Origin of the sequence: Mesorhizobium sp. M7A.F.Ca.US.011.01.1.1 (assembly GCF_003998295.1) — a bacterium.
Lineage (GTDB): Bacteria > Pseudomonadota > Alphaproteobacteria > Rhizobiales > Rhizobiaceae > Mesorhizobium.
Genome location: NZ_RZRT01000011.1, coordinates 39,492 through 52,966, shown reverse-complemented (window position 1 = coordinate 52,966; position 13,475 = coordinate 39,492). Strand labels below are relative to the sequence as shown.

At 62.2% G+C, this 13,475-nt stretch carries 13 protein-coding genes; 5 read left to right on the top strand and 8 right to left on the bottom strand.

Features of this window, described 5'->3' with window-relative positions:
• Positions 1-25: 25 nt before the first annotated feature.
• Both EOA13_RS13995 and EOA13_RS13990 read right to left on the bottom strand, forming a co-directional pair.
• Positions 26-997, bottom strand: a complete 972-nt coding sequence (locus EOA13_RS13995; RefSeq protein ID WP_023810412.1) for a YVTN family beta-propeller repeat protein — start codon at positions 995-997, stop codon at positions 26-28.
• A 21-nt stretch (positions 998-1,018) separates the two neighbouring features.
• Positions 1,019-2,248, bottom strand: coding sequence for an ABC transporter substrate-binding protein (locus EOA13_RS13990; RefSeq protein WP_127293337.1), 1,230 nt, complete (start codon positions 2,246-2,248; stop codon positions 1,019-1,021).
• 250 nt (positions 2,249-2,498) lie between these two features.
• Between EOA13_RS13990 and EOA13_RS38715 the strand changes: the two genes are divergently transcribed.
• Genes EOA13_RS38715 through EOA13_RS13965 form a run of 4 tightly spaced genes read left to right on the top strand, consistent with a single transcriptional unit; the run spans position 2,499 to position 6,865 of the window.
• Positions 2,499-4,328, top strand: a complete 1,830-nt coding sequence (locus tag EOA13_RS38715) for a (5-formylfuran-3-yl)methyl phosphate synthase (RefSeq protein ID WP_127293335.1) — start codon at positions 2,499-2,501, stop codon at positions 4,326-4,328.
• Positions 4,329-4,331: 3 nt separating this feature from the next.
• Complete coding sequence (locus EOA13_RS13975) at positions 4,332-4,883, top strand: flavoprotein (RefSeq protein WP_023810415.1); 552 nt, start codon at positions 4,332-4,334, stop codon at positions 4,881-4,883.
• Entirely contained in the window at positions 4,876-6,270 is a 1,395-nt protein-coding gene (locus tag EOA13_RS13970) for a DUF6513 domain-containing protein (RefSeq protein ID WP_127293333.1), read from the top strand. The genes EOA13_RS13975 and EOA13_RS13970 overlap by 8 nt, the downstream gene beginning before the upstream one ends.
• Before the next feature lie 4 nt (positions 6,271-6,274).
• Complete coding sequence (locus EOA13_RS13965; RefSeq protein ID WP_127293331.1) at positions 6,275-6,865, top strand: DUF447 domain-containing protein; 591 nt, start codon at positions 6,275-6,277, stop codon at positions 6,863-6,865.
• A gap of 20 nt (positions 6,866-6,885) precedes the next feature.
• On the opposite strand, the gene EOA13_RS13960 is transcribed toward EOA13_RS13965, so the two are convergent.
• Positions 6,886-7,923 carry a hydantoinase/oxoprolinase family protein gene (locus EOA13_RS13960; RefSeq protein WP_127293329.1) on the bottom strand — a complete coding sequence of 346 codons (1,038 nt, stop codon included), beginning with the start codon at positions 7,921-7,923 and terminating at the stop codon, positions 6,886-6,888.
• Positions 7,924-7,956: 33 nt separating this feature from the next.
• Here EOA13_RS13960 and EOA13_RS13955 point away from each other — a divergent pair, with 33 nt between their 5' ends.
• Positions 7,957-8,667 (top strand): HisA/HisF-related TIM barrel protein, encoded by a 711-nt coding sequence (locus EOA13_RS13955; RefSeq protein ID WP_127293327.1) that lies wholly within the window; start codon positions 7,957-7,959, stop codon positions 8,665-8,667.
• 137 nt (positions 8,668-8,804) lie between these two features.
• Here the strand turns inward: EOA13_RS13955 and fae are convergent, their stop codons facing one another.
• From fae to EOA13_RS13930, 5 genes are all read right to left on the bottom strand, one after another.
• Positions 8,805-9,311 (bottom strand): formaldehyde-activating enzyme, encoded by a 507-nt coding sequence (fae, locus tag EOA13_RS13950; RefSeq protein WP_013532036.1) that lies wholly within the window; start codon positions 9,309-9,311, stop codon positions 8,805-8,807.
• A gap of 149 nt (positions 9,312-9,460) precedes the next feature.
• Positions 9,461-10,321, bottom strand: a complete 861-nt coding sequence (locus EOA13_RS13945) for a triphosphoribosyl-dephospho-CoA synthase (protein WP_127293325.1) — start codon at positions 10,319-10,321, stop codon at positions 9,461-9,463.
• Between the two features lie 11 nt (positions 10,322-10,332).
• Positions 10,333-11,280 carry a RimK family alpha-L-glutamate ligase gene (locus tag EOA13_RS13940; protein WP_127293323.1) on the bottom strand — a complete coding sequence of 316 codons (948 nt, stop codon included), beginning with the start codon at positions 11,278-11,280 and terminating at the stop codon, positions 10,333-10,335.
• Positions 11,281-11,414: 134 nt separating this feature from the next.
• The gene (mch, locus tag EOA13_RS13935; RefSeq protein ID WP_127293321.1) at positions 11,415-12,371 is read right to left on the bottom strand and encodes a methenyltetrahydromethanopterin cyclohydrolase; all 957 of its coding nucleotides are present in this window, start codon (positions 12,369-12,371) and stop codon (positions 11,415-11,417) included.
• Positions 12,368-13,462: an ATP-grasp domain-containing protein gene (locus tag EOA13_RS13930; RefSeq protein WP_127293319.1), complete on the bottom strand. Its 1,095-nt coding sequence runs from the start codon at positions 13,460-13,462 to the stop codon at positions 12,368-12,370. Before EOA13_RS13930 ends, mch begins: the two co-directional genes overlap by 4 nt.
• Positions 13,463-13,475: the final 13 nt, after the last annotated feature.

Sequence of the window (13,475 nt, the reverse complement as noted above, 5' to 3'; positions counted from 1 at the left end):
TGAGCCTCCCGATGATCAATGTCTGCTATTTGGGCGAAATGACCACACCCCAGGGCTGCTGGCCCACGGTGAGCGATTGGACCGGCTCGTCGGTGGCCGTGTCGATGAAGGTGATATCGTTGGAATTGCCATTCGTGGTGATCAGCGTTTTCTGGTCGGGCGTGAAGGCCAGATGCCAGACGCGCTGGCCGACGAGGATGTATTTCTCCACCTCGTAGGTGTCGGTATTGATCACCGCGACATGGTTCGCCGGGCCAAGCGCGACATAGGCTTTCTTGCCATCGGCGCTGATGGCGATGCCTACCGGCTGGATGGTTTCGGCCCGCAGTCCCTGAATCGCGAACTGGATCTTCTTCACCACTTCGCGTTTGGCGTTGTCGATGACGCTGACGGTGCCGCCAACCTCGGCGCTGACCCAGACCTGCGTGCCGTCGGGCTTGAAGTCGGCGAAGCGCGGGCGCGTGTCGACCAGCACGTTGTCGGTCACCTCATGCGTGCCGGTGTCGATGAAATGCGCCATGCTGGTGGTTTCCGAGGTGTTGACCATGGTCTTGCCATCGGGGCTGACACCCATGCCTTCCGGTTCCACGCCGACCGGAATCTCGGCCAGGACTTGCTTGCTTTCGACGTCGATGGCGGTGACGAGATTATCGTCCTCATTGGCGACATAAAGCGTCTTGCCGTCCGGCGAGAGCACGAACAATTCGGGATCGGGGCCGGATGGCAGCGTACCGACGATTTCAAGCGTCGCGGTATCGATGATCTGGACCGTATCGTCATCGCTGGCGCATAGGTAGACGAATTTGCCGTCATGCGAGATGGTGATGCCGCGCGGTCTCTGGCCGACTTCAACTGTCTTCACCACCTGCATCGTCGCCGTGTCGACGACGGTCATCGTGTTGTCCTTCTCATTGGAAACGTAGGCCGTATAGGCCGATGCCGGACTGGCCGTCAGGCCGGCCGCGAGAATGGCGAATGCGCAAGCTCGTTTCTGCACGCAAATTCCTCCCGATTGACTCTACTTGAGAGCGCATTTCGTTTCCGGCTGATCGACACCGAGCGTGTCGAGTTCGGAGACCTGGTGAAGATAGCCCTCTTGTGGCGATGTCGAGACGACGGACTTGGTGTCGCCAAGCAGGATCGGCTGGCGAAGCTGGAGGTTCCATTTGCGGAAGGTCAGCTTCTGCCCCTTGAAAGCAGCAACCGAAAAATCATCAGAGCGCATGTAGTCGCTAATCTTTTTCGCATCGTCGCCCTTGGTGCGCGTGGTGGCTTCGCCGACCGCACGCACCGCCGTCCAGGCCGACATGTCCTTGGAGAGCATCCGCCGTCCCGTCGTCTTCAGGAAGCGGCTCTGCATCTGGATGCCGCCCCATTGTTCGCTGGCGGGATGCCACGACGATGCAACCAGACCGGCCGTGCCGGCGACCAGCCGCGGCGTCCAGGTGCGATAGGGCACGTATGTCCCGAAAACCTCGCTTTCGTCGGCGACAAGCACCACGTCATGCTCCGGCAGATCTTGCGTGAACACGGAAATCTGCTGCTGTATCTGCGTGGCGCCGGTGTCGGTGCGCCTGGCTGTGCCGGTATCCTTGAATTCCTTCTCGGCGACGATCTGGCCGCCGAAGCGGGTTGCCGCGCGGCGCAACGCATCGGCGTAGAGATGATCCTGCTCATGCGATCCATAGAGCAGCACCCAATTCGGCCACTTCTTCACCATGAGATACTGCGCCAGCGCATCGGCCAGCATGCTGCGCGTCGGCGCGATATGGAAAACGTTGATGCGGCAGTCCTCCTCGCGAAGGCTGTCGTCGGTGGCGCCGACGTTGAAGATCAGCACGCCTTTGTCGCGGGCGATGTCGGCGATCGACAGCAATTGTTTGGCTGAAAGATCGGCGACCACATAGCGGTCGTCCTTGGCGATCAGGTTCTCGAATGCTCGAACCGCGTCGCCTTCGGGCTTGATCTCGGTCACGTCGAGGCTGAATTTCTGGTTGGTGAACTTTCCCGTCGTATTGTTGTCGCCGATCGCCACCTCGGCGCCGGCGACACCTTCGTCACGTGGCGGCAGGTCGAGCATGGAAAGCGTCAATTGCGGTGCGTAGGCCCGCAAATAGCCTATCTTGATTTCAGTTGTCTTTTTTTCCGGCTTCGCCACCGTTTCCTGGCCTGTCGCGTCGGAAACGTTGACGGTCAGGGAAAAAAAGCACAAAAAGGCAGCGAGAGTGCCTGGCACCGCGCTCGTCATCGATAGTAATTACCCATTCTTGCGCAAAGGTTCGACGGTTGCCGGACCCGCGCCAAGTCAAGGTGCCCATGATCAACTTAGCCGACCCGCAAAATTTATCAAACCCTATCGGACGACTTTTCGCGCCTGCCAGAACGGTGCGGAAAGTCGCCAGCGTCGATTCGCGTGGCAACACCGACGAGACGTGGCGCAGGGGCATCGACCGCCTTTATAAAAACGTCTTGTCCTCCAAACTGGAGAAACTGTTCAAATGACCAGAATGCTGGCAAGCGTCACCGGCATCGAAGAGGCGGAGATCGCTCTTTCTGGAGGTGTCGATATCGTCGACCTGAAGGACCCGAAGGCGGGAGCCCTGGGCGCGGTGTCCACGGAAACCATGCGCCGAACCATTTCGTTCATCGCTGGTCGGGCTCCGGTCAGCGCGGTCTGCGGCGACCTGCCGATGGAACCCGAAACGATCCGCATCAAGGCCGAAGAGATCGCGGCGACCGGCGTCGACTATGTGAAGATCGGATTTTTTCCTTCGGCAAATATCTCTGCCTGCGCACAGGCGCTCGAACCGCTCGCCGCACGAACGAAGCTGATTGCCGTGCTGTTTGCCGATCTGGCGCCGGACTTCGAACTTCTGCCGATATTCGCCAGGCATCGCTTCCATGGCGTGATGGTCGATACCGCGCAAAAGGGGAAGGGCCGGCTGCTCGATCATCTGCCGCCGGAGCGTATTCCGGGATTCGTCGATCGCACGAAATCGCTCGGTCTGATGGTCGGCCTGAGTGGATCGCTGGAAGCTCCGGATATTCCGCGCCTATTGCCTTTCGCTCCGGATTTTCTCGGCTTTCGGGGGGCGCTGTGTGGCCATTCCGGTCGCACGAGTTCGATCAGCGCCGAGGCGGTCTCGCAGATTCGCGAGTTGGTCCCGGCGGAATCCGGGACCGGCGGTCAATCGAGTATCGACTATCGCCTGTTGGCGGCGAGAGGCTATTCGCCGGACACCGATCCGACACTGGGCACGGACAGGATTTTTGTGCGGGATTTTGTACTGCCGGTCCAGATCGGTGCCTACAGCTTCGAGCATGGCCATACTCAAAAAGTGCGCTTTGATGTGACCGCCGACGTGCTGCAAATCACCGACCATCCCGAGGACATGCGCCATGTGTTCTCCTACGACATCATCATGGACGGCATTCGCACCATCGTCGCGCGGGGCCATATCCAGCTCAGCGAAGCTTTGGCCGAGCAGGTGGCAGCGCACGTCCTGGAGAACCAGCGTGTCGTGCGCGTCACGGTAAGGGTGGAAAAGCTCGAGCTCGGTCCTGGCGGTGTCGGCGTCGAGATCGAACGCAAGCGCCAATCGGCGGGACGCGGCGCTGCCTCCGGCACTGCTGGCCGAAAAGACCGAAGCGTTGTTTTCCGGCCGCGCCAGGAACGCCCCGAAATGCTCCGACGGGCCATCGTCAAGCTTGGCGGCAGCACGGCCCACGCGGCGGAGATGAAGAGCTGGATCGCAGCGCTGGCGGGTTCCAGGCTGCCGATCGTCATCGTGCCCGGCGGCGGGCTCTTTGCCGATCATGTGCGTGAGACGCAGACACGCATGGATTTTTCCGACACCGCCGCACATGCCATGGCGATCCTGGCCATGGAACAGTTCGGCCATGTCATCCTCGACCGGGACGAAAGGCTGACGCCGGCACGGTCGCTGGATGAGATCGGGCGAGTCTTGGAGGCGGGGAAGGTTCCGGTATGGCTGCCGTCGTCACTGGCACTGCCGGCGCTGGATGTTCCGGCTTCCTGGGACATTACCTCCGATTCTCTGGCCGCCTGGCTTGCCGGCAAGCTTGGCGCAAACGCGCTGTTGCTTATCAAGCAGACCGGTGCATTCTTCGACAGCGATACAGCTGACAGCCTGAGGACCCGAGGCATTGTCGACCCGGGTTTTGCCGCCATGCTGCCCGACGGCGTCGATTTCCATCTCGCTGGTCCGAAGGATGCTGCCGAGGCCGGCGCGATGCTCGCGTTGGGCAAGCTGCCCGGCATCAGGATCGTGGCTTCAACAGGGTCGTCGGCAAAGAAGGCGGGATAGCCGATGGTGAAGCTGCATGTGCCGCGCTGGGCATGGGTTTTGACGGGTTCCGGGCATTTCTTTACGGAGAGCTTCGCACTTGTTCGCCAACTCGAACATTGCGATGTCTTCGTGTCGAAGGCCGCCAACGAAGTGCTGCGCATGTACAAGCTTAAACTTGATTTCCCGGAGACGACGCGCGTGCTGCACGACAAGACCGCGAGTGCGATCCCTGTCGGCGAATTCTACCACGGCGTCTATCACACGGTCGTGGTGGCGCCGGCCACGTCCAACACGGTCGCCAAATGCGTGCATGGCATTTCCGACACGCTCGCCACCAATGTCTTTGCCCAAGCGGGAAAGTGCCGTGTGCCAGCCATCGTCTTTGCTTGCGACACCGCACCGGAACTCGAAACCCAGGCACCGCACGGGCTGGTCAAGGTCTATCCGCGCAGGATCGATCTGGAAAATACCGAGCAGTTGAAGAGTTTCGAGCGGACCCAGGTGGTCGAGTCGCTCGCTGATCTCGAAGCCTCGCTCACACGGCGACAGGCCGAACTCGCAAGCGATGGCTGAGCGGCTGGTTTTTCTTACCGGCCATCTGGCCAAGGCGCGGCTGGAACAGCTGCTGGCCGGGCTGGGCAAAACCGAATTCGCGTGGGAAATCGTCAACGTCGGCGTCAAGGTCGCCGCGCTGATGAGCGAGGACATTGTGAAGCGTCGGCTCACTCTGACGAGAGACGTCGACCGCGTCATCCTGCCCGGACGCTATCGGGGAAACATCGAGCACCTGTCGGAGCATTTCGGCGTGCCTTTTGTGCGCGGCCCCGACGAGATCGCCGACCTTCCGGCCTTCCTTGGCCGGGCGGGCAAACTGCCGGATCTGACGCGTCACGATATGCGCATCTTCGCCGAGATCGTCGATGCGCCGATGCTGTCGGTCGAGGCACTGATGGCGAGGGCCTCGATGCTAGCTGCGGCCGGCGCCGATGTCATCGATCTGGGCTGCCTGCCGGAGACGCCGTTTCCGTTGCTGGCGGAGGCTGTGCGAGCGCTCAAGGCACGGGGATTTATGGTCAGCGTCGATTCGGCCAGCGTGGACGAACTGACGATCGGGGCACGCGCCGGCGCGGACTATCTTCTCAGCCTCGATGAGAACACGCTGCCGTTGATCTTCGATCATAGGGCTACGGCAGTGTTGATACCTTCCACGCCTGGCGATCTGGATTCGCTCGGCCGGGCCATCGAAGCCGCGCAAAAGGCCGGTATCGCCTTCATTGCCGATCCCGTGCTCGACCCGATCCATTTCGGCTTCGCCGTTTCACTCGGGCGCTTCATCGAGGCGCGGCGCCGCTGGCCGGACGTCGAATTGCTGATGGGCACCGGCAATCTCACCGAATTGACCGACGCGGACAGTTCTGGTGTTACGGCCGTTCTAGCGGGACTCTGCTCGGAACTCCGGATCCGAAACGTGCTGGCGGTGCATGTCAGTCCACACACGGTGCGGACGATCGAGGAGCACGATATCGCCCGCCGCGTCATGTTGGCTGCTTGCACGGACGGCGCCTTGCCGCGCGGCTATCACCCAGGCCTGTTGCAGGTCCACGATCGCAAGCCTTTCACAGCCTCAACCGACGATATCGAGGCATTGGCGGCCCAGGTGCGCGATGCCAACTTCCGGATCGCGGTAGCGGAGGACGGCATCCACGTTTTCAATAGCAGAGGGCATGCAGTTGCCACGGATGCGTTCGAACTTTTTGCCGGGCTGGACGTCAACGCCGATGGCGCACACGCTTTTTACCTCGGCGCGGAACTGATGAAGGCCGAGATCGCGTGGCGCCTCGGCAAGCGTTATGTGCAGGACGAGCCGCTCGCATGGGGCGTTGCCGCGCCGGCTCCCGAAACCGACCGTACCCGTCTTGCCGAGCCGGGCAAGACGCTCCGCGCAAGGAAGGAGCGCTAGGACCATGCCCTACATTCGCGAATCGATCATCACGACGGTCAACAAGGCAGGCAACGTCCACATCGCGCCAATCGGTATCATCGCCGAGAATGACGGCTGGGTGATTGCGCCCTTCCGGCCGTCGGTCACGCTCGACAATCTCGCCGAAGTGCCGTTCGCCATCGCCAATTATACCGACGACGTGCGTGTCTTTGCCGGCTGCCTGACAGGCCGCAAGCATTGGCCAATCGTTCCGGTTGATGGGTTTCCGGTGCCGAGGCTCGAGGCGGCGCTGGCGTATTCGTGCCTCGAAGTCCAGGCGGTCGATGACAATGGCGTGCGCCCCCGCCATCTCTGCCGCGTGGTGCGGGAGGAAGCGCTTGCGCCGTTCACCGGCCTCAACCGAGCCAAGGCGGCGGTGCTTGAGCTAGCCATCCTGGTCAGCCGGCTCGGCATGCTGCCGCGCGATAAGATCGAGGCGGAAATCGCCTACCTTTCGATCGCCATCGAAAAGACAGCAGGCGACGGTGAAAAGGAAGCCTGGGGCTGGCTGATGCAGCGTGTCAGCGATCATTTGACCGCCAAAGGTTCCGGTAGCGAGGACGCGCGAGCATAGGCGCGAGCGCCGCAACCTGCTTACGAAGGATATCCCGCCAAAAGCGCCACCGCGGACGCGGGTGCCGCGCTGCTCGCTTGTCCGCGAACGGTGTCATCCGCGGGGATGATGTCGGCGAAATCGACATAGCTGCGTTCCATGCGTTCGGCCAGTCGCCTGATCTGCCAGCGGCCGCTTCCGGCGCCGACGATCGGGACATCCCGAGGCAGGGTTCCGGCAACCAGCGACGCTGCATCGTGCACTTTGCGCAGTTGCTGCTCGCTGAACCAGCGCGCGACTTCACCCCATTCCGGCGGGGCCAGGTCAGTGGCGTCGCGCCCGACCATGCGCGCCAGCCGCGCGATCGAGCCATCCACGGTCTTTTCCTTGCCGTCGGCGGGAGGGTGCCTGTCGTCGTCCTCGTCGAGCACGCCCAGGATGCGGTGAGCGTCGGCGATCGAGGCGAAATACTCGTTCATCAGCGGCGTTAGCCTGCCATGGACGGGAGCCGAGGAGGCTACGCCGAACAGGAATGTCCTGGTGAAGCCGGTATAGACCAATTCGCCGGTTAGAAGCCGTCCGGCGTCGGTGTAGCCGTCATTGGCCACGGCGCCGTTCTTGATGGCAATGATATCGGTGGTGGTGGAGCCCATGTCGACGAACAGGGCATCGCCGGCGAGTTTTGCCACCAACAAGGCTGTCGCGTGCCAATTGGCGGAAGCCACATCGGCGGCTAACTGCGCTGCCCGCTCGACCCCGACGAAACCGTATGGTCCGGCATAGACCAGCTTTTTGTCTGTGGGGAAATGGGTGGAAATCTGACCCAGCAGAGCCCCTACGCCGACATCGCGGGACGGAAAGATGTCCGACAGTTCGCCTGTCATGGTGAACGCGTTGAGATCCGCACCCGCGTAGATCGGAGCCGTTTCGTCGAGGGCTGAAGCCAGCTTGTGCAGCCCTTGCCAGAGCGGCGTTGCGATCGTTACCGCCTCGACGATGCGACCGTCTTGTGCGCGGGTCACCTTCAGATGTGCGCCGCCAATGTCGAAACCGGCAATGATGCCCTTTCTTTTTTCCACGCTTCAAGCTTTCATGACGGGGGCAATTGGTCGGTGAAAAAAGCGTTGCGTATCATTCCGGTTCTCGACCTGAAAGACGGTGTGGTGGTTCGCGCCCAGCAGGGAAAACGCGATCGCTACAGGCCGATCGTTACGCCGCTCAGCCGAAGCCCTGATGTCGTCGCGGTCGCTGAAGGACTGCGTGGGCTTTATCCTTTTTCGACCTTCTACATCGCAGATCTGGACGCTATCGAAGGCGGTGTGCCAAACAGCGACGCACTCGCCCGGCTGAGGACGATGGCGGAGCCGCCGGAACTTTGGATCGATGCCGGTGTGGCCGACGAAAAGACACTTTTGGCGGCGCTTGCCGAACGCTCGCTTTCTCCTGTTCTGGGCTCTGAATCGCAGCGGGACGACATGTTGCTGCGGCGTTTTCGCGATCATCCCGATCTCATCCTGTCCCTTGATTTCGTCGGCGATAGTTTTTGCGGACCACGTTCTCTTCTCGATGAGCCCGAGCTTTGGCCGCAAAAGGTGATTGTCATGACGCTGGCCAAGGTCGGTGCGGCCGCCGGTCCCGACTTCGGGCGGTTGCAGGAGGTCAAGGCCAAGGCCGGAAATCGCGCCGTCATCGCGGCCGGCGGCGTCCGAGATGAGACCGACATCAGCGCCTTGTCGGCGATGGGTGTCGCCGCGGCGCTGGTCGCAACCTCATTGCACAACGCTACGCTCACACCCGGCCGCCTCGCGTCACTCGGCGCCTGACAATCGTCGCTCGTCAGTTCCCGAAGGGCGAGCGCCCTTCGGGAACTGACGTTTCAAAAGCCCAGAACCTTTTTCAGCCGGCGCAACAGACCATCCGTCTCAGAAGAGGGTTTTTCCTGTGCGGGGCTGTCTCTTGTCTAGGCTGCGAACGGATGCTTGACCTTGTCGCGCTGGGCCGTTGCTTCGGCGGCGGTCGGGGTTCCTGCAACGGCACGCTGGATAGCTTCCTTCGTCGCCTCGTAATTGTATTTCTGAATCTTGGCGTCGTCCGCCGCGTCCCAATGGATGAATACCCCGACGCAGATGAACACGTCGTCTGCTTCGTTGGCCGGAATGGTCCCGTCCGCAACGCTGTCCTGCACGGCCTTTGCCACGGCGTGCTGCGCCGGGCCGAACATCTGGACCGCCTGCTTGGCGCCCTTGATCGTGACCTTGTTGAACATCACGGTGTTGGGTTTGCATTGAAGATTGGGCGCGATCACCGCCAAAAGCGAAGTAAAGCCGTCCTTGTTGTTGGTAAGCGCGTTGCAGAATGCCGTTTCGACCGCGCTCCCCCGCGGGCCGATGAGCAGGTCGACATGCGCGACTTCGTTGCCGTCTCCCACCAGCGATTCACCGACCATAACCTTTGAGATTTTTGCCATGCCAATTTCCTCCAAGACACAATTATGGTGTCCACGGACGCTGCAACCGAGCAGGCGCTCGATGGACAGCTATCCTTGTTGGCAGCGTCCGGATTTGCCCGGACCGGTTGGCTAGATAGCCGCGGAAGCACAGCTTCCACTTTTGGAAGTCAAGCACCAACGCCGCGATTATGCAAGGTGAGGGCGAGGGTGTGGACTAAAAGAGTAGCCACGGTGAGGTCGGCCGAAGTGCCGGGATTGATGTTGTCGGCCTTTAACCGACGGTCGAACTCCATGAGCAGGCGAATGCGCGACGGCTCGTCGCCCTCGGCATGGAGCGCCGCCTGGACGGCAACGGCTTCCTGCCGCGCCTGATTTGCGACGTCAACGCCGTGCTTGCGCATCACATGGCTGTCGGGGAAGTCGGCGAAAAACGCCATGTAGACGAATACCGTCGGCCACATGCCGGTTTCTCCACGTGCCAACGCTCCATCCAGCGCCGCGAGCCCGACCCCGAACACGTCGCCGAAACAGCTGCCGTACTGGCGGGCGATCATGTCGCGGTCGGCGGCCTCCCGCATCGCGTCCAGCAAATGGATCTTCGGCTCCTGCCGCACATCGTTGGCGGCTTCTCCGAGACCGCCTGGCGCGGCCGTGACGATCGCCTCGAACACCGCCTTGGTATCCTGCACGCTCAAAGCCCGAAGCAGCGAGTCGAGATTGTCCTGCAGTCTGTCACCGCTCATTTCGGCGGCGCATATCAGTGGCCCTGTCAGAAGGATGATTCCGAGATTGGTATTGGTTGCGACCGCCAGTCGTGTCGCGCGCACCGCCTCCAGCATGCGCTGTCCGACCGGCAGACGAGGATCGGTCAGCGGCCCGGAGGAAACCTCCGCACTCATCATGAATTGGGCGGCCGACATGCCGTGTCCGTCGGCGAACAGATGGACGTTGCCCGGTTTGAGGGCTTCGATCTCCATCCTGCAGGCATCCTTGTAGCTGGCCCGGAGGCGTTCACGCGATAGCGCCATCCTAGCGGCCCTCACGAATTCGCAGGCGCGGCAAAACGGTAGGGCCGCGGCGCGGCGGCCGCTTCGGCGCGGTCGGCCAGGAGTTTCAGCAAGGCATCGGCGATTGCTTCGGCGATGTTCACGGCGACCACCGATTGCAATCCCGACCAGGCGGGCATGCTGTTCACTTCGAGTATGAACAGATTGCCGTCGTCAGCCCGCACGATGTCCACGCCGGCAAAATCCGCGCCGACTGCGGCTGACGCAGCGACGGCCAGCGATGCCAGTTCCGCCTTGCCATGTTCGAAAACCTGTTCCGGCACGCCGCCCCTGTTGACGTTCGTGATCCAGTCGTCGCTGATGCGGCTCATCATCGCCACGGTCTCGCCGGCGCAGACAAAGACGCGAAAATCCCGGAAAGGCGGACCGGCACGCGACACATATTGCTGAAGGTAGTAGACGCTGTTCACCTCTTCTGCAGCCGGCAGGTCCGAGAGCGTGCGGATCAGCTTTATCCCGCGGCCTTGCGCGCCGAACAATGGTTTCAGCACCAGCGGTCCCCGCGGAAGCTCTTGCGCCGCGATCTCCTCGGCGACGGCAAGTCCTTCTACGGCAAAGGTGCGTGGCGTAGGCAGGCCGGCATTTTTCAAGAGGAATGTCGTCATCGACTTGTCGACGCAGCGCTCGATCGCCAGCGCGGAATTCCACACGGGAACCGACAGTCTGCTTAACGCATGCAGCACGCCGAGGCGCCGGGTAATCGCTTCGAACGATCCGGCGGCGATCGAACGGACGAGCACGGCGTCGGGCAGCGTGCCGCCGAAGCCAGGGATCGAAAGCCCGCTCGGGCTGCTGGTGTCGAATGCGATCGCCGCCAGCGGCACGGCTGCAACGGCGGCGCCTCGCCGACCAAGCCCTGCCGCCAGGCCGTTGGAGCCGGTGTCCACTTTGTCGCTGACGATCAGGATGCGAGGGATCATGTGGCCTCTCGGGTACGGGAATGTCGGCGGCGCGAGCAATCCCGCGCCCTCATTGCCGCGTCCGCGGCAGGGCTGCACGAAATGCAGGCGTCGGGCAGGCGAATGACAGACGAATCTCTTTGCACCGCCATGCTCTAGCCGAGACTTCGTTCGAGCATCTTCAGATCACGCCGACCGGCGCGAAACGTATCGCCGGTTTCGATCGCGGTCACGATTACTTCGGCCGGGCTGAACAGCAGCGGGTCGATGGCATAGAAATCGCCCTTGAACCGCGTGAAGATCTCGGCGAAGGGTTGGCCGTAGTCCCGTGAGGCGCTGCTGGGAAGTTTTTCCGCGAGTTTGCCAGCTTCTTTCGCCGATCCTTTCACGAAGAGCTGGACGCTGCCGCCATAGATGATGGCATCGTTGGTTCGGCCCATGGCGGTCAGGAAATCCGGATGGGGGGCGGGGATCGGAGCCGTTCCGATGCCATCGACAACGTTCTCCAGCGGGAATTTGAGATCGTTGATCTTGTGCAGGGCAACCTCGAGCGCGCGCGCAACGATCTGCACGCCGCCGGCAAGACTTTGTGTCGGCGCATAGAGGAAGGTGAGCTTTTCCGTCGCCAGTCCAGTTGCCTTGCCCACTTTCTCAACGATCGCGCGGGGAGGCGGTTCGGCCGTCTCCAGGATAAGCACCGCGGACGATGCGATGTCGCGATAGGAAAGTGTTTCGAACAGCGGTTCGACCCGGGCGAGCGCCCGCGCCGGCCCAGATCCCATGGCGAAATAGTCCTGGCCAGACAGGTTCCAGCCCGCATATTGGCTGCCCAGGCAGGCTAGCACCGGCTGCGAAGATCGCGCTTCGACGGTGAACGGCCATTGCTGTGACGCACGATCCATGAACACCGAAACGCTGCCGAGACCGCCCATCGCGGCCTCAGCCATGCGCAGCCCGGCTTCGACGCTGCCGACGGTCTTGGCGCCGGCATCGATCAGGCGCTCGCCCAATGGCCCCGTGGAGACGACGATACGCAGGCGTTCGGCGTCGCCAATCATGCCGTCAACGATGCGCTGTGCATTGTCGTTCAGGAATGCCGAACCGTCTTTCATGTCCGGTCTCCTTCCCATTGGAGTTGCAATTGACTGGCTTGTCCCTTGATGAGCCGCTTGGTCGATTGGACGCTCGGACCGCGAGCGAAGACCGTGCAGACAGGGTCGCCGGCAATCAGACGGGTGCCAGCCGACTGCTGGTCCGCTGTCCATTCAGGCCAGGCGATCGACGGAAAGTGAGTGATTGGCGTCGCGGCGTAAGTCACCATCGACGCCATCGAATCGACGAAGCGCGGCAAGCGGAAGACCTGACCCGTCGCGGCGCGCAGATGCGCTTCGATCAATGGCGCTTCGATATCGTCGAAAATGTCGAGGGTGGCGCCTGGCCTCGGATTGATCTCGATGAACTTGTAGCCATCCGGCCCGCGGATGAGATCGGCGCTGCACAATCCAACCAGGCCGGCGCGCCGCGTCAGACTTGAGAGCCAACCGCCGATGAGCGCCGCCTGTCTGCGATCGAAGCGTCTCAACCGCACGGCGCCGCCGTAGCGATAGGGCGCTGTCGGGGAGGGGGACGTCCACTGTTGGCTGAAGCCCACGATGTGCGCGGTTTGCCCGTTGCCGACGAACAGGGCCGAGATGCTGCGTCCGGCAACGAAGCGCTGGAAATAGCGGCCGGCGGTCGGGCTTTCTCCGGCTGCTCGTCTGACGTGCCCGCCGCCGGCGCCGCCCGCGGTCTTGACCACCCAGTTCTCCGGATCAGGCGGCTGGTCCCATCGCAATTGCGGATGCGGGATGCCGAGTTCGGCGCAATCATCAGCCAGCAACTGCGGATCCTTGATCCTGCGGATCGCGCCGCCGCCATTGCCTGCGAGCGGAAAGTGTCGCGCGATCTTGTCCACGGTCTCAGGCATCCGCTCAAACCCAGAGCCCAGGATAATGGCGACCGGGAGGTCGTCGCCAGCCAATCGCCGAAGCGTGTCGATGATGCGCTCGCCATCGACGCCCCCCTGCAGGTCGCCCGGCAATATCGTCGCGCGTTCTACGAGCGCGACGGTGTCCGTATCGCAAAAGAAATCGGCGACCAGCGGACGATAACCGGCGCGACGCGCGGCGGCGGCCAGCGCCCGGCCTGAAATTGCCGCGATCAAAAGAGATCCGGCG